The 24,217-nt window shown below is 52.3% G+C and carries 21 protein-coding genes; 13 read left to right on the top strand and 8 right to left on the bottom strand.

Going from position 1 to position 24,217, the window contains the following annotated elements; genetic code table 11:
• Positions 1-153 precede the first annotated feature (153 nt).
• From ACYU87_RS23380 to ACYU87_RS23370, 3 genes are all read left to right on the top strand, one after another.
• Complete coding sequence (locus ACYU87_RS23380; protein ID WP_461136529.1) at positions 154-3,168, top strand: SusC/RagA family TonB-linked outer membrane protein; 3,015 nt, start codon at positions 154-156, stop codon at positions 3,166-3,168.
• Between the two features lie 13 nt (positions 3,169-3,181).
• Positions 3,182-4,681, top strand: coding sequence for a RagB/SusD family nutrient uptake outer membrane protein (locus ACYU87_RS23375; RefSeq protein ID WP_461136528.1), 1,500 nt, complete (start codon positions 3,182-3,184; stop codon positions 4,679-4,681).
• A gap of 80 nt (positions 4,682-4,761) precedes the next feature.
• Complete coding sequence (locus ACYU87_RS23370; protein WP_461136527.1) at positions 4,762-6,171, top strand: glucoamylase family protein; 1,410 nt, start codon at positions 4,762-4,764, stop codon at positions 6,169-6,171.
• Positions 6,172-6,301: 130 nt separating this feature from the next.
• Here the strand turns inward: ACYU87_RS23370 and ACYU87_RS23365 are convergent, their stop codons facing one another.
• From ACYU87_RS23365 to ACYU87_RS23350, 4 genes are all read right to left on the bottom strand, one after another.
• Positions 6,302-6,703, bottom strand: coding sequence for a hypothetical protein (locus ACYU87_RS23365; protein ID WP_461136526.1), 402 nt, complete (start codon positions 6,701-6,703; stop codon positions 6,302-6,304).
• Positions 6,704-6,874: 171 nt separating this feature from the next.
• Entirely contained in the window at positions 6,875-7,105 is a 231-nt protein-coding gene (locus tag ACYU87_RS23360; RefSeq protein ID WP_461136525.1) for a DUF6965 family protein, read from the bottom strand.
• Between the two features lie 348 nt (positions 7,106-7,453).
• On the bottom strand, positions 7,454-8,395 hold the full coding sequence (gene rbsK, locus ACYU87_RS23355) for a ribokinase (protein ID WP_461136524.1): 942 nt from the start codon (positions 8,393-8,395) through the stop codon (positions 7,454-7,456).
• A gap of 85 nt (positions 8,396-8,480) precedes the next feature.
• Positions 8,481-8,708 carry a hypothetical protein gene (locus tag ACYU87_RS23350; protein WP_461136523.1) on the bottom strand — a complete coding sequence of 76 codons (228 nt, stop codon included), beginning with the start codon at positions 8,706-8,708 and terminating at the stop codon, positions 8,481-8,483.
• 46 nt (positions 8,709-8,754) lie between these two features.
• On the opposite strand from ACYU87_RS23350, the gene ACYU87_RS23345 reads away from it, so the two are divergent.
• The 3 genes from ACYU87_RS23345 to ACYU87_RS23335 all read left to right on the top strand — a co-directional run bounded on the left by ACYU87_RS23345 (position 8,755) and on the right by ACYU87_RS23335 (position 11,092).
• Entirely contained in the window at positions 8,755-9,846 is a 1,092-nt protein-coding gene (locus tag ACYU87_RS23345) for a Gfo/Idh/MocA family oxidoreductase (protein WP_461136522.1), read from the top strand.
• A gap of 519 nt (positions 9,847-10,365) precedes the next feature.
• Entirely contained in the window at positions 10,366-10,620 is a 255-nt protein-coding gene (locus ACYU87_RS23340; protein WP_461136521.1) for a hypothetical protein, read from the top strand.
• A 229-nt stretch (positions 10,621-10,849) separates the two neighbouring features.
• Positions 10,850-11,092 (top strand): hypothetical protein, encoded by a 243-nt coding sequence (locus tag ACYU87_RS23335; RefSeq protein WP_461136520.1) that lies wholly within the window; start codon positions 10,850-10,852, stop codon positions 11,090-11,092.
• A gap of 100 nt (positions 11,093-11,192) precedes the next feature.
• On the opposite strand, the gene ACYU87_RS23330 is transcribed toward ACYU87_RS23335, so the two are convergent.
• A complete protein-coding gene (locus ACYU87_RS23330; protein WP_461136519.1) occupies positions 11,193-11,600 on the bottom strand; it encodes a hypothetical protein in 408 nt (135 codons plus the stop codon).
• Between the two features lie 508 nt (positions 11,601-12,108).
• Here ACYU87_RS23330 and ACYU87_RS23325 point away from each other — a divergent pair.
• Positions 12,109-12,882 (top strand): tyrosine-protein phosphatase, encoded by a 774-nt coding sequence (locus tag ACYU87_RS23325; protein WP_461136518.1) that lies wholly within the window; start codon positions 12,109-12,111, stop codon positions 12,880-12,882.
• Between the two features lie 48 nt (positions 12,883-12,930).
• On the opposite strand, the gene ACYU87_RS23320 is transcribed toward ACYU87_RS23325, so the two are convergent.
• The 3 genes from ACYU87_RS23320 to ACYU87_RS23310 are packed head-to-tail and all read right to left on the bottom strand — an operon-like array spanning position 12,931 to position 16,378.
• Positions 12,931-13,923 carry a glycosyltransferase family 9 protein gene (locus ACYU87_RS23320; RefSeq protein ID WP_461136517.1) on the bottom strand — a complete coding sequence of 331 codons (993 nt, stop codon included), beginning with the start codon at positions 13,921-13,923 and terminating at the stop codon, positions 12,931-12,933.
• Complete coding sequence (locus ACYU87_RS23315) at positions 13,920-15,671, bottom strand: hypothetical protein (protein ID WP_461136516.1); 1,752 nt, start codon at positions 15,669-15,671, stop codon at positions 13,920-13,922. Before ACYU87_RS23315 ends, ACYU87_RS23320 begins: the two co-directional genes overlap by 4 nt.
• Before the next feature lie 2 nt (positions 15,672-15,673).
• Positions 15,674-16,378 (bottom strand): hypothetical protein, encoded by a 705-nt coding sequence (locus ACYU87_RS23310; RefSeq protein ID WP_461136515.1) that lies wholly within the window; start codon positions 16,376-16,378, stop codon positions 15,674-15,676.
• A 242-nt stretch (positions 16,379-16,620) separates the two neighbouring features.
• On the opposite strand from ACYU87_RS23310, the gene ACYU87_RS23305 reads away from it, so the two are divergent.
• The 6 genes from ACYU87_RS23305 (at position 16,621) to ACYU87_RS23280 (ending at position 24,197) form a co-directional block, all read left to right on the top strand.
• Positions 16,621-17,673 (top strand): acyloxyacyl hydrolase, encoded by a 1,053-nt coding sequence (locus ACYU87_RS23305; protein ID WP_461136514.1) that lies wholly within the window; start codon positions 16,621-16,623, stop codon positions 17,671-17,673.
• A 247-nt stretch (positions 17,674-17,920) separates the two neighbouring features.
• Complete coding sequence (locus ACYU87_RS23300; protein ID WP_461136513.1) at positions 17,921-19,435, top strand: capsule assembly Wzi family protein; 1,515 nt, start codon at positions 17,921-17,923, stop codon at positions 19,433-19,435.
• 23 nt (positions 19,436-19,458) lie between these two features.
• A complete protein-coding gene (locus ACYU87_RS23295; RefSeq protein WP_461136512.1) occupies positions 19,459-21,069 on the top strand; it encodes an ArnT family glycosyltransferase in 1,611 nt (536 codons plus the stop codon).
• A gap of 12 nt (positions 21,070-21,081) precedes the next feature.
• Positions 21,082-22,050 carry an NAD-dependent epimerase/dehydratase family protein gene (locus ACYU87_RS23290; protein WP_461136511.1) on the top strand — a complete coding sequence of 323 codons (969 nt, stop codon included), beginning with the start codon at positions 21,082-21,084 and terminating at the stop codon, positions 22,048-22,050.
• A complete protein-coding gene (locus ACYU87_RS23285) occupies positions 22,025-23,023 on the top strand; it encodes a glycosyltransferase family 2 protein (protein WP_461136542.1) in 999 nt (332 codons plus the stop codon). The genes ACYU87_RS23290 and ACYU87_RS23285 overlap by 26 nt, the downstream gene beginning before the upstream one ends.
• Positions 23,024-23,399: 376 nt before the next feature.
• Positions 23,400-24,197, top strand: a complete 798-nt coding sequence (locus ACYU87_RS23280) for a WecB/TagA/CpsF family glycosyltransferase (protein WP_461136510.1) — start codon at positions 23,400-23,402, stop codon at positions 24,195-24,197.
• Positions 24,198-24,217 lie beyond the last annotated feature (20 nt).

Below are 24,217 nucleotides of genomic sequence, written 5' to 3'. Positions count from 1 at the left end.
TGCCGGAGATACGATCACCAAATAAAGTTTCGTTACCTAACATTCTGATTCCATGTTGATTAAAATATAGTTAAGAAAAGCACAAATAGTATTTGCAAAAGAATACTTACCAAATAGTTACTTTTATATCCCAATTTAAAATCCAACTCACGTATGAAAACACTTGGTTACTTTTTAACGGTAATCTGGCTTGCTGTTTGCGGCAGTGTACAAGCTCAGAATCAGCAGATTACAGGAAAGGTTGTTAACAAGGCCGACAAACAGGGCCTACCTGGCGTCAATGTCCTGATCATAGGAACAACCACCGGTACGGCTACGGATGTAAATGGCCAGTACCAGATCAATGTTCCCAACGGATCAGTCCTTCAGTTCAGCATGATTGGCATGACCAGTCAGGAAGTACCGGTGGGTAATCAAACAATCGTCAACGTTGAACTGGCCGACGATGCCAGAGCGTTGCAGGAGGTTGTCGTGGTGGGCTACGGTACACAACGGAAAATTGACGTTACCGGATCAGTGGCGCAGGTCAAAGGCGAGGAACTCGTCCGGCAACCCGTACTATCCGCCACCCAGGCGTTGCAAAGTAAAGTGGCGGGTGTGCAGATCATTAACTCCGGTGCGCCTGGCCAAGCTCCTACCGTACGGATTCGCGGAACGGGTACGCTGCTCGGTGGGGCCGATCCACTCTACGTGGTCGACGGCATTATCACGGAAGACATTCGCAATATCAACACCTCGGATATTACTTCCGTCGATGTGTTGAAAGATGCCTCGGCAACGGCCATTTACGGTGTACGCGCGGCCAATGGCGTTGTGCTGATTACGACCAAACGGGGCAAAACCGGCGCTCCCAGTGTGACCTATGATGCTTACGTTGGTATTCGGACCCCGGCGTATCGAGTTAGGATGGCCGATTCGCCGTTGTTTACTCAGTACAGCAACGAAGCCGTACGCTACGACGACCCGAGCGCGGCCCTGCCCTTTGATCCGGCGGCCGCTAACGCAACGAACACTGACTGGTTCAAAGCCATTACCCGGACCGGCTTCCAGCAAAACCACGCCCTGTCGGTGAGTGGCGGAACCGAGAAAACGACGTACCTGTTCAGCGCTGGTTATTTTACCGAGAAAGGCATACTGAACGGAACGGATTACAACCGGCTTACGCTACGCTTAAACAACGAATACACTCTTTCGCCAGTGCTGAAACTGGGTCACAACTTGAGCCTGGCCAACGACAATTCGGATCTGGCAGGCGGGGCTGATCCGGCAGTAACCGTTGCCACACCCTATTCTGCGTTTACCAACGCCTACAAACAGGCACCGACGGTATCTGTTCGTAACGCCGATGGGTCCTACGGTTTTACATCCCGCAACAACGTAGCCAATCCGGTTGCCCAGCTCGACTATACCAACTACAACGCGAAATCACTGCGGTTGCAGGGGTCGTTCTATGGCAACCTGACTGTGTTGAAAAAGATCAATGTGCTATCGAACTTCGGGATTGAAAGCAATAGCTACCGGGCCTTCAACTACAACCCCGTTTATCAGGTATCGGCCAATCAACGTAACCTGACAAGTTTGTTATCGGTGGGTCGATCGACCAGTACCCGCTGGCTCTGGACAAACACGGCCGAGTACAACAATACGTTTGCAAAACTCCATACCGTGAAAATTCTGGGTGGTTATGTTGTTGAACGCTTTCAGAACGACATTCTGCAATCAGCCCGGCAGGACGTGCCCCCGCAGTCGAATTACTTCTACCTGAATACAGGGAATGCCTCCTCCGCAACCAACAGCCAGTCCGGTAGTATCCAGACGCGTCAATCCTACATCGGTCGGGTCAACTACAACTTTTCGGATCGCTACCTGCTGACTGCCACGGCGCGTTACGACGGATCGAGCAAATTTCCGATCAATAACCGCTGGGGCTTTTTCCCATCCATCGGGGCGGGCTGGGTGCTGAGCGAAGAGCCTTTTCTGCGCGGCAAAACGCCGTTCGATCAGTTGAAGGCGCGGGTTAGCTGGGGAAAAACAGGGAACGACCGTATTGATCCCAGTGCATTCCAGTACACCATCGCCAGCGGACTCGACTATGCATTCGGCTCTACCCAGACGCTGCAACAAGGCCGCACCATTACCAACCTGATCGACCCGAACCTGCATTGGGAAGTAACGACAGGAACGGATGTCGGGCTTGAGTTTGCCATGGCGAACAACCGACTGACCGGCGAATTCGCCTACTACAACAAGGTGACGCGTGACGCCTTGTTTCTGCGCCCCATCGACGCCATTTTCGGCGATGTTGATGCCTCGTACTTGACCAATGCTGCCAGTGTTCGAAACCGGGGTTATGAGTTTGCCCTGAACTGGCGCAACAACTCGGCGAAGGGCTTTCAGTATAACATTGGTGCCAACGTCACGATTAACCAGAACCGACTGGAAGACGTACAGGGCGGACTGCCCATCAACGAAGGCGGCATTGGTAACGGACAGTACACGACGCGTACGGCGGTAGGGCAGCCCATTGGTAGTTTCTGGGTCTGGCAAACGGATGGCATCTTCCAGACGCAGGAACAGGTCACGAATACAGCCGCTAAAGTTCAGGGTACCCAGCCCGGCGATTTCCGGTATGTCGATCAGAATGGCGATGGTGTTATTGACGATAACGACCGCGTGTTCGTCGGCTCCTACCAGCCTAAACTGTACTTTGGGGTTAATGGCGGCTTTACCTACCAGGGCTTCGATTTCTCGACCGACTGGTACGCCAACTTTGGCAACAAAGTGTACAACGGAAAGAAAGCGCAACGGTTTGGCAACGAGAACATCGAAGCCTCGCGGGCCGATCGCTGGACACCAGCGAATCCCAGCAATACGGAACCCCGCGCCAGTAACGCCGTTCCCATTTCCTCAACGTATTACGTAGAGTCGGGTTCTTTCTTCCGGATCAACAACATTACACTCGGGTACACCTTACCTAAGTCGCTGGTGTCTCAGATTAAAGTGAGCCGGATACGATTCTACGTAACGGCCCAGAACGCTCTGACGATCAAAGCTTTCTCGGGATATACGCCGGAGTTGCCGGGCAGCAATCCCCTGAACGCGGGTATTGAGTTAAGTACGTATCCGGTCACATCGGCTTACCTGGCGGGTCTGAACATTGGCTTTTAAGTAAACAACGCAGATGAAAACTTTTCAGAAACTAATTTCCTATACGTTCATTGGTAGCCTGATGGTTGCCGGTGGCTGCTCCACCTCCTTTCTGGACGTGGCACCTCAGGGTCAGCAGACACCAACGGATTTCTTTTCGAGCAATGCCGATGCCGCAACAAGCCTCGTCAACGCCGTTTATTCTAAGATGCTCGACTGGAATTTTCATTCCTTCTCCTGGAACGGCATTACCAGTATTGCGTCGGACGATGCCGATAAAGGCAGCTCGCCAGGCGATTCGGGAACGGACAAGGACCAGTTGGATAACCTTACGTTCACACCATCCAGCATTTCCTTCAATGAGGTTTGGGGTGGCCAGTACGAAGCCATTGCCCGAGCCAACCAGGCGCTGGACAATCTGCCTGCCCTGACGATCAACGATACCCTGAAAAACCGCCTGATCGGTGAAGCCAGTTTCCTGCGTGCCTATTGTTATTTCAACCTGGTTCGCTCCTTCGGCGGGGTGCCGCTCATTGTAAAAGTAGCCGACCCAACCAACCAGACTGACATTCAGCAGGGACGGGTGAGGGCTACAGCAGCACAGGTGTACGCACAGATCGAAACCGACCTGACAACAGCCGTCTCCAACCTTCCCGAGAAATCGCAGTACAACTCCGCCGATCTTGGCCGGGCCACCAAAGGGGCGGCCAAGGCATTACTGGCTAAAGTATCCATGTACGAGAAAAAGTGGAGCGTTGTGCAGCAACTGACCGACGAGATCATTGCTTCGGGTCAGTATTCGCTGTTGCCGGATTACGCGGAAACCTGGCGGGAATCGTCGGAAAACGGCGCGGAGTCGATCTTCGAAATTCAGGGGCGGGGTGTTACGCCCAACAAAGGGGTACAGGGCTATTTCGAGTCACAGGGGGCCCGCGGTGAGAATGGCTGGGGTTGGGGCTTTAATACGCCTTCGGAAAACCTGGTCAAAGCGTATACAACCGGCGACACCCGGCTGGATGGCACAATTATTCGAAAAGGCATGACCCTTTGGGATGGCCGGGTGGTCAGCCCGAACGCCGAAAATCTGTATTACAACATGAAAGCTTACGTCAGCTTCACGAGGGAAACCAACAACGGCGACACCTGGGAAACCAGCAAAAATGTTCGCATTCTTCGCTACGCCGAGGTGCTGCTCATGAACGCCGAAGCGGCTAACGAGTTGGGGCAATCTGCCAAAGCACTAACGTCACTCAATCTTGTTCGGGCGCGGGCGCGGGGTGGTGCTACCGGCGTTTTACCCAATGTGACGACAACCGCACAAGCCGATTTGCGGCTGGCTATCTGGAACGAACGTCGGCTGGAGTTAGCCTTCGAGCATGACCGTTATTTCGATCTGATTCGTCAAGGACGGGCCGTGGCCGTTTTCCAGGCACTCGGCAAGAATTTCGTGGCGGGTAAGCATGAAGTGTTCCCCATCCCCCAACCACAGATTCAATTGAGCGGTGGACAGTTGACGCAAAATCCAGGGTATTAAACCAGTTTGTCGATTGTGGTTCGTGGTTGTTTTTCCGTTGATTACTACTGCGAACCACAATGACAAACAACGACCTCGTTATGAAACACCTGCTAACTATAACCCTGCTATGCGCCAGCCTGTCGATTGGGAGTTGCCAACCCCGGAAGCAGACCGTTGCGCCATCGACTGCCGGATTTTCGCTGTCGGCGTCCGATCAACCGTTTCTCGATAGTCTGCAAAAGGATACGTTCCGGTATTTCTGGGAAACGACCAATGCCGAAAACGGACTGGTCCCTGACCGGGCACCGTCAGCTTCCTTTGCCAGCATTGCCGCCGTGGGTTTCGGCCTGACAGCGTACCTGGTCGGTGCTGAACGGGGCTACATAACACGTAGCCAGGCCGCCGACCGAACGCTGAAAACGCTTCGCTTTTTTGCCAACGCCCCCCAGTCGGATAAAGCGACGGGCGTAACGGGATACAAAGGGTTCTTTTACCATTTTCTGGACATGAAAACCGGGGAGCGCTTCAAGCAGGTCGAACTGTCTACGATTGATACCGCGCTGTTACTGGGCGGTATACTGAGTGCACAAAGTTATTTTGACCAGACGAATGCCGTTGAAACCGAGATTCGCCAACTAGCCGATCAGATTTACGGCTGCGTCGATTGGGTTTGGTTTCAAAATAAACGGCCTTTTGTGTCCATGGGCTGGCACCCCGAATCTGGCTTTATCAACAGCAACTGGACCGGCTATAATGAAGCCATGCTGCTGTATGTATTGGCGCTGGGCTCCCCTACCCACGCCGTTGGTACCGACGTTTGGGCAGCCTGGACCAAGTCTTACCCCTGGGCTACCTTTTACGACCAGACACACGTAAATTTCGACCCCTTGTTCGGGCACCAGTATTCGCACATCTGGATTGACTTTCGGGGGATAAAAGACGAGTACATGCGCGGTAAAGGCATCGACTACGCCGAGAATTCGCGCCGGGCTACCTACGCCAACCGGGCCTACTGCCTGGCAAACCCGGGTAAATGGCAGGACTACAGTTCTACGATCTGGGGCTTAACTGCCTGCGATGGCCCAAGTGATACGCTGGTCAATGGCCAACAGTTTTTCTCCTACCGGGCGCGTGGCGCAGCCAGCACGCAGGTCGTTGACGATGGTACCATTGCGCCCACCGCAGCGGGTGGATCAATGGCGTTTGCGCCGGAGATATGCGTTCCGGCACTGCGCGCCATGAAAACAGCCTACGGCGCCAAACTTTACGGCACCTACGGTTTCCGGGATGCCTTTAATCCCACCTACCGTTATCCGGCTCGCGTAGCAAATGGATCCACGCAGGCGGGCTGGTTCGACGTCGATTATTTGGGTATTGACCAGGGGCCAATTCTGCTGATGGCCGAAAATCTGCGGTCAGAGTTTATCTGGAAGCTTATGCAAAAAAACCCGCACATCAAGCGCGGGTTGATCAAAGCCGGTTTTACGGGCGGCTGGTTAGCTAAGTAACAAGTCGGTTGTCGTGTGGGGGTGGGGTCGATTACTTATAGCCGACAGGCAAGGTTTCTCAAAACCGAACAAATCGAGACGATGCGTAACCTCTCCGATGAGTTATAAGTAACTGATACTACTTCCCATATTACCGTTTGGTTGTCAATATCGTGTCGCCGGTAGGATACGTGATATTGGCGTCGTTCTCGGCCGTAATGTAGATTTCCTTGGGCTTATCAACGGATGTCGCTCTCAACTCGCCTTTGAGCGCTTTTGACCGGGGAGCTATCTGGCCTAATTTTTTGGTTGAGTTATCATCCGATTCCATCCAGACGATGTATGTTTCCTTGGGGGGCGTAAGCTGCTTTGGTTCGGCCAGATTCATAACGCTGACGTTCATGACGTAATTACTATTCTTGTCCTTCTTCACCGTTATGCCACCCGTGGCAGCCGGCGCGATAGTCGAGTTAAGAAACGTCATTTTGGGCGTGCACGAACTTAACGCCACAACGATAAAGAGAATGTGCGCGATTGACTTAATTGGTTTCATACTGTTGCGTGATTAATTATCCGGTAAACAGGTGGAACCGTGCAGATGTTTAGCTAACCGGATGGAGAAGATCCCCGCTCTTGCAGTAGGACCACTTCTATACGCCAGGTTAGTTGGCTTTCTTCGCCCTAGGCATGCGTTGCAATGGCGACTTAAACCTGCTGGCGTCAGTCAGCGTACACGCACATTCTGGCAGAAATCCAGCGAGTGCTTTTCCAGAAGTTCCCGAATGCGTATAAGCTTGATCAGGCTCGTCTTATTACCGTCTCTGGCCAGTTCCATCGACAGAGCAACGCATTTATGCAGATTGGATGTTGCCGTCTGTTTGGTGATCCGAAACGGTGTTTCGGGGAGGACAAGGCCTGAGAAATAGGCAATTATTTCATTTTTATTCTCATTCATGAAAACAAAACTAGATATTAAGTAAATTAACTATATACCGAACAGTAAATAATTAAACTAAAGAGGTAACTAATTTTACTTATCGGAGCAATGGCGAAGGGATCAAAAAAAATTGAACCCCTAAGCATCTCGTAGAATCACGTTTATCCCCATTTCCTCACAATCATTGCCCATACGAACAAGCTAGCGCTGCGGTGGTATTGGAGGTGTGTAGTATAATTTAAGGTGGGGTACTGACAGCCGCGGTCTTTTAGATCGCGGCTGTTTTGTTTACGTAAAGACTATTCCTTATCAAAAGAAACAGGTCTTTTTCTCGTCATTGGCGAGTTCAGAAAAATAGCCGGCAAGCTACGATGGAGCCTCAACTTCCCGGCGATAGGGCAATGATGACTGGGCACCCAGGCGGGTTACCGAAATGGATGCGGCTTTACTGGCAAAAGCAACCGCGTCGGGGAGGTTGAGCCCCTCGGCAATAGCCACCGCCAACGCCCCGTTGAAACAGTCGCCAGCCGCCGTTGTATCTACAGCCGTTACAGATGGAGCAGCCACCAGCGAAGCGCCCTGCGGAGTCGACAGGTAGGCTCCTTTTGACCCAAGGGTGACCACGACGTTAGGAACCCCAGCTTCGTGAAGGCGCTGGGCCGCCCGTTGAGCGGTGTCTTCGTCGGTTACGCGCACCTGCGTGAGTAGCTCGGCTTCGGTTTCGTTGGGTGTAATGACGTATAAACAAGCCAGCACTGCCGGATCGAGGAACTGTGCCGGAGCCGGGTTCAGTACGACCCGCATGCCGCGCTCATAACTCTGCCGAATGGCGTATTCCACCGTCGGAATGGGCGTTTCCAGTTGCAGGAGTATAACTGTATTACTTGGGTCTGCCTGGGCAGCTAACGCCGTTTTTACCTGCTCCTGACTCAGCTTTGCGTTGGCCCCCGACGCCACCATGATGGAGTTCTCACCATGGCTATCTACCCCGATCAGCGCAACACCTGATGGCTGGTCGGCATCGGTCGTGATGAAGTCTGTGCGGATATGCTCCCGCTTGAATTGCTCAAGCGCCTGATGGCCAAACAGATCATCGCCTATCGTTGCCACAAACGCCACCCTTGTCGATGGCGCATTAGGCTCTACCCGAGCCAGCCGGGCAGCCGCCACAGCCTGATTAGCTCCCTTACCACCCGGATTCATTAAAAATGTACCACCGAGTACGGTTTCTCCGGGGGCAGGCAGCCGGTCCCCTTTTATCACCATGTCGGTGTTTGAACTGCCAATTACACAAACCACAGCGGCCATACCTGAGCGAATTAGTTGCGGGACAAACCTATGTAATTATTGACTTACAAAAAGGCTGTTTTTTTCATTTTAGCCGGGCACCCGCTTATTTGCAGGTTGTGGTCACCGTCAGGCTACTGTTAATCGTTGAGTTGGCAATCGTATAGGCCGCAACTTCATCATCGCCACAAACCCGCTGCTGGTTTGTATTGACCAGCCCCGCCTGGCCATAGGTTAATGTTTCGCACTCTTTGCAATTCTTTTTCTTGAGAGAACCACCTTCGCAGGAAGCCAGCGCCACTATGGCGATCATCGCGATCAGGATTTGTTTCATACGTTAGTAAGCTAAATGAACAATACATTATAGCAACGCTGATACAGTGGCAAACCGTACCTTTGCGCTCTATTCTCTGACCCTTACTTCGTTTGTTATGTCTACCGTTATTCAGGTTGGTTTGGTGGGATTTGGCTTGTCGGGACGGTATTTCCACGCGCCGTTTTTATCGGTCAACCCTCGCTTTCACCTAAAGAAAATCGCCAGCAGCCGGCCCGACGCGGTTCGTGCGTTCGATGCCTCGATTGAGTGGGTTGCCACGGCGGATGAGTTGTTTGCCGATCCATCCATCGACCTGGTCTTCATTTGTTCACCCAACGAAACCCACGTTGATTACGCGCGTCGGGCTCTCGAGCACAACAAACACGTAGTCATTGAAAAGCCGTTTGCCCTCTCGGAACAGGACGCCCGTCAACTCCTGGAGCTTGCCCAACAACAGGGTCGGGTGGCGACGGCTTACCAGAATCGCCGGTGGGATTCTGATTTCCTGACCGTCAAGCGGTTACTGGCCGAGGGTGCCCTGGGTAACCTGGTTGAGTTCGAAAGCCGTTACGATCGGTTCTCCCCCGTGAGTTTGCGGCCGCAAAGCTGGAAAGAGCAACCGGGGGCAGGACGCGGTAACCTCTACAACCTGGGGCCGCATCTGCTCGATCAGGTTCTGACCCTTTTTGGCAGGCCCGATACCGTAGAGGCTACCATTCGAAACAGTCGGCCCGACAGCCTCATCAACGACTATTTCGATATAAAGCTGGGCTACGCAGACAAGGCAGTCCGGGTGAAGTCCAGCCTGTTGGCTTATTACCACCAGCCACGATACAGCCTGCACGGTACGGATGGTTCCTTCATAAAAAACGGGTTGGATGCACAGGAGGAGCGACTTCGTATTGATAGGCTGCCCGACGATGAAAGCACCTGGGGATTTGAGCCGGAAGACCGGTGGGGAACACTCTATCGGAATGGCCGGGCGGAGCAAATTACCAGTGAACCTGGTAACTATACCCCTTTTTATGACAACCTGTACGAGGCTATCGTCAACGGCGCCGAGCCTGCCATAAGCCCTACCGATATCTGGCAGCTTGCCCGAATCATTGATCTGGCTGTGATGAGCAGTGAGACACAGCGAACCATCCCCTTTTAGTTGTATACGGTCTGGGTACTCGACCGTGTTGTTACCAAATGCCTTTATACAAAAAAGCCCGCCCACATCAGGGTAGTCGGGCTTAATATACCATCAAATTAATTCAACCACTGGTTTAGACAGTGCCAATCCGACGATGGTCACTTCAGGCGCTGCCATTTCCGGTGCAACATCCGGCCGTCAGCTGGCGTACGGGTTGTTGTTTTTAATAGAGATTATTAGTTCAGGCGGTATCCGATTGGGTACCGTTTGCTTTTATAGTACAATTAAACCATAAATCGGCCAAGAGATTCATCGCTGAAAACCCATTACCGTTTTTTTGATCATTATTTCATTATTAATAATAAATTAATCAGTAATTGATGACCCTTTATCCCTTATCTATCGTCTAGAGAGTTAGTACAATATAACTATACAAGGAGAAGCCAGCGCAAAGCGATTAATGTTGAATTAAGAAACACGATTACCCAGAACATTAATCTGTCAGCCGGGTTTGGCTTCATATTACAGTCTATTGACATGAAATCAACAGTAGATAACATCAAGAATCTTTGGTTCGGTGCCGATACACCCATTCGTCAGAATAAAATTAAATTGCATCCTGAATTATGGGCCGCCTGTGAGCGGGTCAACCAGCATTTTACGCCCCCGTCGGGCGCTTCGCAACCAGAACAGTACCGAAAATCCGACCGGCTGGCTTTTGCGCGGGCCGTTCTGAAAGAACTAAACCAGGAAGAGTCCGCTACGGAACCGAAGTCTTACCAGATGGCGTAAGAGTCTCTGTTTATTTAAGTGCGCGGTTACTTACCCCAGCAGCCTGTTTATCAGACAACTGTTTTTATTTGTCTGATAAACAGGCCTGACGTCTGTAAAGCCCTACTAAGCGGAACAAAGTTGACTTACTGCGCTATTATCTTATTGTAAAAGCGAGTCTACGGGTTTGGTCGATCGCTTTGTTTCGTTAACTTTATCACCCGAACGACCTTTAAAATAACCTTTGCGAATGCTAAGTAATAAAGACGAAACCCAGCTGGCCAACGCCCTTACCCACGACATCAACGATGCGCTGAACCGTCGAATCGAAGAACGCTTCCGGGCTGCGCTGTTTCTGGCCGACCCAGCCCTGAGTATGGATACGGTTACCGTTATTAGTAACGTGGAAAACGATAATGAACTGACAGTTGATGGCGTTGATGACGATACGATCGATAAAGCCATGGCTATTTTCGAATCACAGTCCGAATAGTAACACGTAGTTTGTATACCAGCGCGCCCGGATGTGATTTACATCCGGGCGCGCTGGTTGTTTTATAGCTTGTGGTTTCGCTATTTATGAAGCCAACTTCCTACTCTTTGATTTTGTCGGCTACCCTGGGTTTTAACGTGCCCCGGGCAATGGGCTCTGGCATTGACTGGGGCGTGGTGTACCGCATCAGTGTCGCCACGGGAAATTCATCTTTCGGGGCTTTGGCAATCAGCAACTGGTATGAGCGATTGCCAACAACCAGATTTGAGTAACTAATGTACGGACTGGATGCCTGCAACAATCCCCAGTTGGCAAGGGGTTCTTTTGCCATCAGCGCTTCATCTTCGTCCGACAGAGCTGCGTAAGCGGTGTCAGGCAGAAATCGCTTCCCCGACACTCCCTCGATGACCGATACGACGGCGGGTGGCGTACCCGGAGCCGGTTTCGTCTGTGCCATGACCGGTATACCCAGCAAAATCATGACCATTATGCTCAGCAGATGCTTCATGGTGTTGGCGGAACGTTAAGCTTATCGATACGTATTCGAAGACCGTTTTCTGGCCGGAATACTGGTAAAAAAACGCCTGCCGGCGTGAATTGTTTCTGTCAACAACTCCGAAACTGGCCTGACCAGACGCTGGTCTGACCGGGTAAAAACCAGATAAAGTACGAATGAGTCAGACGCGGGCTTGCTCCAATACAGCCGCGTCATCCGCTACGGCTGTTAACGTTATGAACGGCCGGCTTTCTCCTCAGCGCTTCGTTAAGACCGAAATAGCTTTAAAAGCTTATTGATGTAACGTTAACATAAAACTAAAAACCGAAAAACAGATATTAGTTAGCGTTTATATGAAAACGATACGTTATAAACTAACCTAACTGGCACATCCAGACCCTTTTCCCGTTTGCTCTTCTCTTTCAAACAGCCAATTGTCCACCTTGGGGAAAGCTGGCAACCGGCATGCTGTTTTTTGTTAGCCAACCGATTATGTAAATTTGAGGACATTACGCAAACTATGAACGCTTGGGAACGATTTAAGAAACGGTTTATTCCGACTTCGGGCAATGACCTGGGATCAGTAGAGGAAGCTTGTTTCTGGAAGGTAGATATGCACTCTCACTTACTCCCGGCCGTTGACGATGGGGTTAAAGACCCGGAACAAACACTTGCCTGTTTGCAGCAATTGATGGGATGGGGCATTGAACGGATTATTACCACCCCGCACGTTAGCCGCGATTGGTTTCCCAACTCGTCGACGGTACTCCGGGAGGGTCAGGTACATTTGCAGGCCCTGGCTGATGCCAACAACTTGCCGATCCAAATTGAGGTAGCTGCCGAATACATGCTGGATGAGTTCTTTCCGGATCTGCTCAACAACGACGATTTACTCACATTTGGGGCCGAACGTTACCTGCTCGTAGAAACGGGCTGGGCGGCTGCTCCCCAACAACTGGACGATATTCTGTTCCGTATTCAGACGCGCGGCTATACGCCGATACTGGCTCATCCGGAGCGCTATTCGTATTACCACGGCGATGACGTTTCACTGGCCAGAATTCGTGACGCTGGCTGTTTGTTTCAGCTCAACTGGCTGTCGTTAACGGGCCGATATGGCAACAAGGTTCGGACGCAGGCCCAACGGCTTCTCAAAAACAACTGGGTCGATTTCATCGGCAGCGATCTTCATCGTCCCGAAGATTTACCGGCCCTCGGCTCGCTGTTCTCCCTGTCCGACTATGAGCTGCTTCGTTCGCAACCCCTCCGAAACGCATCGTTACTGCTGCCCTAACTAGTTCAACCAACGTAGCCAGTCTTGACGAGGCTCCTCACGCGTCATTCATTCGTATTGATTCTGCATCTCGCCGGTTTGCACAAAGGCCGGATCAATACTGAACGACAGGCTGGTCATGCAGTTGAAGTGCCCGAGTGGACATTTATCGTGGCCTATTTTCGAGCAGGGCCGACAGCTGAGCGCCGTATTCTCCACAACCAGGTGACGGGTTTTGTAGGGGTACATGCCTAGCTGGGGCGTTGTGCTTCCCCAAATCGAGACAATCGGTTTTTTGAGCGCGGCCGCAATATGCATCAGACCGGTATCGTGACTGTAGACCACCTGTGCACGACCGATCAACGAGGCCGATTGATTGATCGAGAACAAATCACAGGCATTGTAGATCAGGTCGTCTCCCAGCGCACTCCGAATCAGTTCACCCGCCTGGCGATCGTGCTGATCGCCCAGCAAAAGAATCGGTTTGTTAATGTTGCGGCACAGGTCAATCATCCGCTCTACCGGCAGGCGCTTCGTGGCGTGCTGTCCCCCCAGCGCGTAAGCGACATAATCGGATTGGTGCGTTTGGGGTAACTGGCTGATCGGCACCTGGTCTTCGGCGGCAATAAAATAGTCAAGGCCCCGTCCATCGTTCGTTACGCCCAGGGCATTAACGGTATCCATATACCGATCGACGATGTGGACCGGTGGCATCACGTTGGCCTTGAACCGCACGTAAAGCCACTTTTTCATATTGATTTTATCGACGGTAAACGACCGCTTTCCCAGCATACTCTTGATCAACCGGGTACGTAAACTGTTGTGCAGGTCAATGACCAGATCGTACTGTTCGTGTCGTAATTGCCCGACCAGTTGCATCAGGCTGTCATCCAGGTAATGACACTTATCGAGGTACGGATTATGGGCAATCAATTCCTGATACCGACGCTTCGTGCAGTAATGCAATTCAACCCCTTTTATGTGTTGCCGCAAGCACCGAACCACGGGGCTTGTCAGCACAATATCGCCAATAGACGAGAAGCGTAGGATCAGGATTTTCATTTGCAGTACATTTCTGCCCGGATTTTAAGTGTCCATTCGGGCTTGTCGACTAAATAATTGTTCTGGTGCAGGGGCCAGGTAGCCCCTCCATCGGTACTGGCCCGAAAATCGTAGGAACGTCCAACCTTTAGTTTATACGAAGTTGCCTGTCGGCTGGTACGCGTAGCGGTTATGAGGTCATGCCATTTATCCTGACCTACTTCGCTGTACTGGGTTCTGATCTGTGCCGGCAATAAAGATTCATCCAGCTTGGTGCCGCCGGGGCAGGAAAAAGAGAACTCCAGTTTCATGACGGGCGGCACGGGCAAGGTCACCAGATTGATTGCTACCGGCGTCTGATCGCAGGTGAGGCCCGGCCCGGATTCGCCGATCAATCCGCCTTTGGTTCCTTTACCCCAGGCATCGGTTTCGTCGTATACCTGCAGCTTGAATTTCCGGTTTCTCGACTGATTACCAATCCGGATCAGCGAGCCGTTGTTTACGTTGGCGTAAAAGGACGCCACCTGAGTGCCGGTGGTCACGTCAATCAGTTTACAGAGGTAATTTACGTCCACGCCGGCCAGCTTGCTGCTTACCCTGAAAATAGGACCCGCGTCACAGAGTGATTCCGTCCATCCCACTACGTAGGCAGCCGCATTAGCCGCCATGGCCCGGTACTGCAATCGGCCCGTTTGCGCGTTCGTCTGAACCACGCCTGGCTTTTCTTCCTGCCAGCGGTTCGTGAACTCGTCGTAACTGAATAAGGGAAGCGAATCGCCCACCTGAATGGCCCGGTTTCTGGCTACATTATATGCCAGCGGGTTCAGATCCATTGTCCATTGAGCAGCTGGCGATATGGTTTTGGTTAATGCATATTGGTTGTTATACAACTGGATCGTTACCGAACCCGCTACCGACAAGAGTCTCATCGTACCCAGGGCCGCCTTCCCATCCCGACCAACTACGTTCGTCATGATACCCCCACCCGGAATGTAGCTGGTCGCTTCGTCATTACGGGCACTGGTATGAATGATAACCAGCGTCAGATCCTCTCCAACGGCACTACCATACTGATCAGCGAGCTTAGTCCCCGCTGGCAGGGTAACGGTAGCTTTATCCGCGTCGCTGTTTGGTGGCGTGGTCGTTACAGCCAGACTGGCAGCCACCGTTCCGTCGGCACTGGCGCTTCCTGTAGTGCGGGCCGCGCTGAGCGTTCGGGGTGGTTTGAGCAGGTTGATTCGACGAATGGAGCGCGTTTGCCGGGAGCCATTCGTCAGCACAAACGGCTGAACAACGGTTAAGTAATCCGGTGCATCGACAACGACCGTAAACCGAAAGGGATTTTGCGACGAAAGCGTAGCCGTTGGGGAGGCTGCCACCAGCAGATTTCCATCGCTGTTGATCTTGTACTTCGTGGTGTTCAGAGTCGTCACCACACTGGAAGCAGCGGGTCCGGCTATCTGCACCACATTGTCGGCTGGCAATGGATTACCCGCCGGATCATAAAACCGGCACTCCACAACGCCCTGCTCAATGGGGTCTTTCAAACCAATCGTCAAGCCATCGAGGGGATTACGGCAGGATTCGGTGAAGACCACAAAAACCAGCAGGCACAAAACAGCATAAACGAATGAACGAGTGCGGTAACGGCCGTTAAACAAGGAGCGCCATGAATACTGACCGTGGCCACTCCTTTGCTCTTTCAACGTGCGCTGCGGCACTCTTCCCATCACCGTTGCTACACCTTTTCGCTTTTCTGGCTCTTTCACGTTCAGTTAAGTTTGTATGAAAACATGACGTTGATGGACGGTAGATAGCGGTAATTCGATAGGTTACGCTCTACGGTAGGCACTTGCTGATCAATCGTTGTGGTTTCCAGAAAACCTTCATAATCAAGCTGTACACTAGGCTTTCCGATGTAAAAAACGCCCATCTCGAACCCAACGCCGATTCGTTTATTGGGCAGGCTCCGGCCAAATCCCCAGCCGAGGTAACCCACAATCGGGTGCCAACGAAACCCAAGGTTAACGGTGCCAACATCCTCAGGGGTTAACTCCAGTCCATCCAGATTCAATTTATTTTCGGCCGTTATTACAAACCGCATGTCCGGGTGCCAAGTGTAGCCCAGGCCTCCCGTAACAAAAAACGAACTCCGCTGAAACGGGTGCCACTTCAGATTAGCCTGGGCAATGCCAATCATAAAATCAGGCTTGACCTGAATGTATGAATCCGTGGCGGCTTTAACCCGGATGAGTTTACGATAGGCAAAATACTGCCCGCCCACCCGAAGCGTCAGCCGATTGGCCTGACTTATCACCCGATTGTAATAGATACCGGGCCCCGTTGTACCAAGTTGTAGCGTAACCGAGTGCTGAGCCCGCCGATTAATGGTCGAATCTGGCGGCACGAACCGGGCTGCAATGAGTTCATGCTGGCTCAACCAGCCAACAAGTAGACAAAGGCAAACACGAATCATAGTATTAACCCGTTTCAGCAAGCGGTTGTCAGCAAGCTATTGTAAATTTATGTTTTTATTATTTTATATCCTTATTTTACTCTCTTTGTTTTAAAGGTTAACTTAAAATACGAATATAGCCGATACAACCCGGTCAATATTGTACCGCTAGTGACCAACCAATGGTAAATTTTATTTTTCACAGGCAACTCTACTATGTGCCTGCATCAAGGTGCGTTTTAGCCGCCTGCTTCGTCATGGCGATGCGTATACTAGCTTTTGGTCAGGAAAGTAGTCCGGCCGAAGAGCAGGAATTCAGTGTAATCGCCTTGCAGGGTCTGAATAAAGCCACCCATATTACGCCCGTTTCGACCCAAACGCCTGTAGGCATTGAACTCCGGTACAGCCGCCTGCCTGTGCGTAAGGAATCGTGGCAGCAGTGTCAATGCTTTTTTCGATCGGGTGCCTTTGTCAACGCCTACTCGTTTCGCAACCCGGTAGCCCTCGGCCAATCGCTTGGTGCCGGACTTTTCTATGAACCCATACTGGTGCATCGGCCTCATTGGGAACTTTCGGTACGGGCTCTGGCGGGGTTAGCCTATGTGTCCCGGCATTATGACGCGGTGGATAACCCCGGCAACCGCGCTTTCGGAACAGCCATCAACGGCTTGATTGGTGCCGGGCTTTATGCCCGCTACACCGTGGCACCGGGTTGGCGTTTACTGGCCGGTTTCGACTACAAACACATCTCCAATGCGGGCGTCCGACTACCGAATCAGGGGCTGAACATTCCCTCATTAGCCATTGGCATACAGCGTTATACAGGATCATCGACCTTACCGGACCCTCAACAATGGCGCACGGACGAGATCGGCAGGCGCTGGATGTTCCGCGTGCTGGCCCTGGCATCGGTTAAGGTACTGGAAGCCAGTAAAGAGTCGCCCGAACGAGGCTACCCGATTTTTGGTCTGAACCTGATCGGGGGGTATCACGTAACCCGATCGCATGTTTTGTCGGGCGGTATCGAATTGCTGGACGACCGCTATTTCAAGGAGCAGATCAGGCAGTGGACGGGTGGCTACCAGCCTTACCGGCAGGGAACCGTACTGGCGGGCTACGAATTCTGGCAGGGCCATTTCTCCTTCACGGCCCACATGGGCTGGAATGTAGTACGCCCGCTTTGGTACAAGACGCCAACTTATCAGAAATATGGCTTGCTGTACAGGTTTACCAATGGCTTTACGGGTGGCGTATCGGTAAAGGCTTACGGCGATAATACCAAGAACTTTCAGGCGGTTGCCGGTATGACATTCTAATACCGGATTTATTCCCGAATCACCAAAACAACAGGTCAGTAAGGGCATAGCAACGCGGTTATTTAATTTGGCACAGTTTTTACTAGTGAAATACACTATCACACATACGTAAACTAATTATTATAAATATCGAAATAACATTAACCTTTTAGTGCTTATCTTTCCACTAGAACCATGCTTTTTTGATCCCCATAATCCCGTTTAGGCGATCAGGAAAGTGGTTTGCCCGCTACACGAACCTTACTCAATGATCAAGAAACTACTCTTTTCTCTTTTATTGGCCCAATGCCTGACAGTAGCTCACGAGCTGGCCGGACAGGCTATACCTGACACCGTAACAGCCCAGCGAAGTATCATGGCCGAAGTGGGTGGATTCGGCTCCTCAGCCACGCAAACCCCGTTCTGGTTTCGCTCCCGGCAATACGGTACGGTACCCCTGAAAGGCCCCGCAGGCATTTTACGGCTTGGCGTAACGAGGCAGTTCGGCAATTTGCAGAACACCCGGAAGATACACGCCAAACTATCGGTCGAGGGCGTCGCGAATGTCGGTTCCAGTTCGCAGCTTATCTTACCGGTGGCTTACGCGAGTCTGTTTTCGAAAAATTTCGAATTGTATGCGGGCCGTCGGCGAGAAGTGTTCGGTCTGCTCGACACCCTGCTATCGTCGGGTTCCTATGCCTGGTCGGGCAATGCGCTGCCGCTCTACAAAGTTCAGTTCGGCACGCGCGGCTACGTCCCGCTAGGATTCACGAAGGGCGTTGTAGCCCTCAATGGCATGTATGCGCATGGCTGGTTCAGCAATACCGATTCTATTCAGAACTCGTTTCTGCACCAGAAGGCCCTGTTTGTACGGATTAATCTTTTTCGCAGCCGGGTAAAGCTTTATGGCGGAATGACCCACGTGGCGCAGTGGGGCGGGTCTTCGAATAAGGTAAAAAACGGGGCAACGGTAGACGGCAAGATCGCCAATTCGCTCGAAACGTACCGGGATATTATTCTGGTTAAGCAACCGCCTAACGACCCGACACAATACAGTAATCATGATATCATTAACCAGGCGGGTAACCATTTGGGCTCCATTGATGTGGCCCTGGAAGTCGATAACAGGCAGGCAAACTGGTATCTGTATTACCAGCACCCTTTCGAAGATAAGTCAGGAGTAGCTTTCCAAAACCTGCCCGATGGCCTGTACGGTATTCGGTGGAAAAACGCGCGATTTGATAGTCGCAGCGGCTTTCGACTCACGCAACTAACGGTCGAGTTCTTGACCACCATGAACCAGAGTGGTTTCGACTTTGAGATTGGCAGTCGCCTGTATAACGGGGCCGACGACTACTTCAACAATTACCAGTACGTAGATGGCTGGACACACCGTCGGCGCGTTATTGGAACACCCTTTCTGACTCCCTGGCTGGATTCACGCGAAGACTTGCACAATCTGAAAGGAGGGTATAAAAATCACGGCCCTATGGCCATCAGCAACAACCGCGTCAATGTTGGTCACCTGGGTTTGCTGGGCCAATGGCCTTCCGGCACCCAGCTACGGGCACTACTCTCTTTTAGCCGGAACTTCGGACGGCCCATGAGCAGCGATCCGAGAGCGCCTTTTTCCCAGTTTTCGGGCATGGCTCAGCTGGTCCTGCCGGTAAACTGGCTGGGTGGATCACAGATCAGTATGGCCGTAGCGCTCGATCAGGGCCAGTGGCTGACGAATAATGCGGGCGGGTGGCTAAGTCTGCGGAAAGTTATTCAGAGACGATAGGTAACGATAAAACATTGGTCAAGATGGTTCCTCCCGCAATTGCCCCACAGTCATACGCCTGGCCCAGACCCCATTGGACCCTGTTCATCAGCGCAGGGCTGCTGTTCGTGCTGGTATCTCACTTAGGCTTTATGCCGCTCGATACGGGCGATGAAGCCCGAAGAGCGCTGGTCTCTTTGGAAATGATGCTCTCCGGCGACTACATCACGCCTACCCTGCACGGCGAGCGCTACTTCAATAAACCACCTCTGTACAACTGGCTGATCATTGGTTCTTACCGTTTATTTGGCGACTATTCATCGTTCGCCCTGCGGTTCCCCATGCTTGTCTCGCTGGTCCTGCTGGGCGTAACGATGTTTGTCTTCGTCCGCAAATACAGCACCCCAGCCGTTGCCTGGGCCGCAGCCCTCATGACGCTGACCAATGGCCGGGTACTGCTCTACGATTCCATGCTGGGACTCATCGAAATCACCTTTTCGCTGGCCACCTATACCGCCATGATGCTGGTCTATTATTACGACCGGAAACAGAATTACTGGCTGCTCTACCTCAGCACGTATACCCTGACGGCCATTGGCTTTTTACTAAAGGGACTTCCTCCCATTGCGTTTCAGGGTTTAACGTTAGTGGGCTGGTTTGTCTACACGCGTCGGTTCAGGCTGCTTTTTCACCCGGCACACGTTGTCGGCCTTGGCGTCTTTCTGCTCATTACGGGTAGTTATTACGCGGCTTATTTCAGCCGAAACGCCATTCCGTTTCAGGACGTAGCGGGCGTTTTGCTGCACGAAAGTGCCAAGCGAACCGGGCTTGCTTTTGGCTGGGGACCAACGCTGCTGCACCTGCTCACGTTTCCCTTTGAGTTTATTTACCATTTCGCTCCTTACACCCTGCTGCTGGTCCTGTTCATCCGGCGAGATATCCGGTCGATTCTGACGACAAACCCGTTTATTACGTTCAACGCCCTCACCTTCAGCCTGACGGTTCTCATCTACTGGTCTTCCCCGGAAGCCTACGGCCGCTACCTGATCGGCCTGATTCCACTTTTTTTTACGGTACTGGCTTACTTCTATTATGATCATTCAACGCCTGCCGATCGGGGCCGCTGGTGGGTAGAGCGGGTATGGCTGGTCGTAACGGCTGTGGTAGCGGTCGGGGTCTGGACCGCCGTCTTTTACCCGACCACGCGTGTGCTGCCCGCGGCCTTCTGGAAAACGGCAGTTATATCGGGGGGACTGGCGGGTCTGGCCTGGCTCATGAGTCGTCCGTCGGGAAACCGGCTCGGGTTAATGATCGCCGTCTTCATTGTTATTCGAATGGGGTTCAACTGGCTGGTGCTGCCGGGCCGGGCCACCAAGCGACAGTTCTATCAGGAAACCGCTACCCAGGCCGCACTGGCAACGCTTGGCCGCCCCCTGTACGGCTACAAAACAACCGTGGGCGACGGTCCGGCTACTGATGTCAGCTCGTTTCATTTAACGGCCGTACGGGGTAAAATCCTGCGCAGGACCAGCCGGAAAATACCGGGGGCGCTTTATATCGGCGATTCGCTCACGTTAGCCAGCGAACACTACAAAACGGTTGGCAAACTGGTGCTGTTCGATCGGCACCCAGCCTCTATTGTTCACTTTGAGTAAACGATTCTCACCATGACAATCCTGATCACGGGCGGGGCAGGCTTTATTGGCCATACGCTAACCAGCTATCTGCTGAACCAGGGGCACACGGTGCTGCTGGTCGACAATTTCAACGACAGTTACGATCCTGCGGTTAAGTGGCAGCATATCGAATCGCTCAGGCATTTGCCGAACTGGTTACTGGTTCAAGGCGATATTCGCGACAAGCGGTTTATGCGCCAGCTTTTTCGAACGCACACCATCGACAGCGTTATTCACCTGGCGGGGCTGGCGGGGGTACGGGCTTCGTTGCAGAATCCGGCCGCTTATTTTGACAACAACGTCACGGGTACGTCTGTGCTGCTGGATACCATGCGTAACGCGGGGGTGAATCGGCTGGTATTTGCCTCGTCATCATCGGTTTATGGGGTTCGGGCGGGCGGAACGTTTCAGGAAACTGATTCGGCAGACGACGCCGTATCGCCCTATGCTTTATCCAAACGGGCCGCCGAACGCCTGTGCCAGCAGCACCATCGTCGGTACGGACTAAATGCCTTTTGCCTTCGCTTTTTTACGGTGTACGGCCCGCAGCAACGGCCCGATATGGCCATTTCCCGCTTTGTGCATCAGCTCCACACAGGTCAGCCCATTTGCCTGTTCGGGGATGGACAAAGCCAGCGCGACTACACCTATGTCGACGATATTGTGCTGGGTATCAGCCGGGCCGTGGATCGGGTCAACGGGTTTGAACTGATCAATCTGGGCAGTGCCAATCCGGTTACGCTGCTGGAACTCATCGCCTTACTGGAACAGCAAACCAAACGGCGCGTTCCACTTAACTGGCTGACGGATCAGCCGGGCGATGTGCCCTACACGCATGCCGACATCCGGAAAGCCCGCCAGCTACTGGATTATCAACCGACCACCGATCTGGCAGAAGGCCTGCGCCGAATGGTCATCAGCTATCAGCAAAGCCATGTCTACCTACCAGCCCTTGATTAGCCTGCCGATTACGGAGCAGCCCTACGTATCGGTCGTTGTCTGCGTCTACAACGAAGCGGGCAACTGCAAGCCGCTGGTTACGCAGCTGACGGCAGCCCTGCAACTGCTCGATTACGAGATCATTTACGTCAACGATGGCTCAACAGATGCTACCCTAACCGAACTCCTGGCCATTCGGCACGAGCGGCTCACCATCCTCGACCTACAGAAAAATTACGGTCAGAGTGCGGCTCTGGCGGCTGGCATTGACGCGGCCAGGGGCACGTTCATTGTGACGATGGATGGCGACCAGCAAAACGACCCGCTCGACATCATCCCCATGCTACAGGTGGCCGAAGAACGTGACGTAGATCTGGTGGTTGGCCATCGGCACAATCGCCAGGATAACGCCTGGCTACGACGTTTCCCGAGCCGACTGGCCAACAGCCTCATCCGCCGGGCCGTTGGCTTACCCATCAGCGATAACGGCTGTGCGCTCAAAGTTTTCCGGGCGGGGGTTGCCAAACGAATCGGCCTGTACGGTGAGCTGCATCGGTTTATTTCAATACTGGCCCATTTCGACGGGGCGCGGATTGTTCAGGTACCCGTGCGCCACCATCCCCGCCGGATCGGCCAGTCCAAATACGGCCTGGGTCGTACAGGACGCGTGCTGAGCGATCTGCTTCTGTTATTATTTCTCAAGCGCTATCTCAACAAACCCATGCACCTATTCGGTGGGCTGGGCCTTTCGATACTGGCCTGTGGTGTGTTTCTGGCTATGCGCTTTTTATGGGTTACAGACCCGGCCGTCAACGGACTGGATCGGTTTGCCGTTGGCATTGTCTGGTTGCTGGCGGGCCTGCAGTTTCTGGCATTCGGCCTTGTGCTCGATCTACAGATGCGCACCTATCACGAATCCCAGGGTAAGAAGAATTACATCGTCCGTCGTGTACACCGCACCCCATTATCAACAGAACACGTAGCGCTGCATTAACACCAGCTAGTCAGTTGTGCTCCCGCAGGCAGCCTTCTGCTAATGTAATCATCTTGCTTTTACTACTTCGATACAATGTGCTGCTCATCGTACAATTTTTGAGTAATATATTTTATACTTATAATACATATTCAAACACCTTATGTTACCTTTAATTATTATTTTAAACAAAAAGTTATTTTTGTAAGTCATTTGATTATATCTTAGCCGTACAAACGCGAGACACAGTTGCTTTCAGCCTATACTACCTGCCTCCGGTATACCAATTACCTGAACAGGCGTTCCTGACTGAGCCTGTGCTTGGTGCGCCTGTCTTATCAACGCTATTTATTCCGTAACCAGATCGGTCTTTTTTTCACCTGTCTTTGACATAACCATGACTAAACAGTTCGCTACCACGCCATTATTTGGCATATCCTACGCGTCGGTCGATTATTCATCGGCAACAGACATCATCATCCAGCACGCCGAAAAGCGGACAAGCTTTGGGGTATCAGCCTTGGCCGTTCATGGCCTGATGGAGTCAAAACGCAATGAAACCATTGGCGGTCATGTATCCCGCATTAACATGGTTGTTCCGGATGGAAAGCCTGTTCAATGGGCGCTGAACGCGTTCAATAAGGCAGCTCTGAAAGATCGAGTGTACGGCCCCGACCTCACTCGGCACGTACTGAAAGCAGCGGGAGAAAAGCAGCTACGGGTCTATTTGTACGGCAGCACAGCCTCTACTCTCGAAAAGCTCAACGAATACATACCACGCACCTTTCCGGGCGTAACGATTTGCGGTATTCACGTAGACCGCTTCCGGGATGCAACGCCCGAAGAAAAAGCGGAAGACATAAAAAAGATCAATGCATCGGGGGCTAACATTGTTCTGGTCGGACGGGGTTGTCCACGCCAGGAGATCTGGGTATCTCAGCACCTGGGCGAAGTTGACGCTGTTATGATGGCCGTTGGAGCCGCCTTCGATTATTTTGTTGGCAATATTAAGCGCCCGCCCGTCTGGATGCAGCAATCCGGTTTAGAGTGGCTTTTCCGCCTGTCGCAGGAGCCCCGCCGGTTGTTTAAACGCTACGCTGTTACGAACTCTTTATACATTTATTACGTGGTGCGTCAGTTTGTAACCCAGCGGCCATCACTGGTTAATCCACAGCCACAATCAGCCAATCTGTAAACTTCTGACAGAAAAACAGA

Source organism: Spirosoma lituiforme (assembly GCF_054776635.1).
Note: the sequence above shows the minus strand (reverse complement) of the source record. Positions and strands in the feature narration are given on the sequence as shown.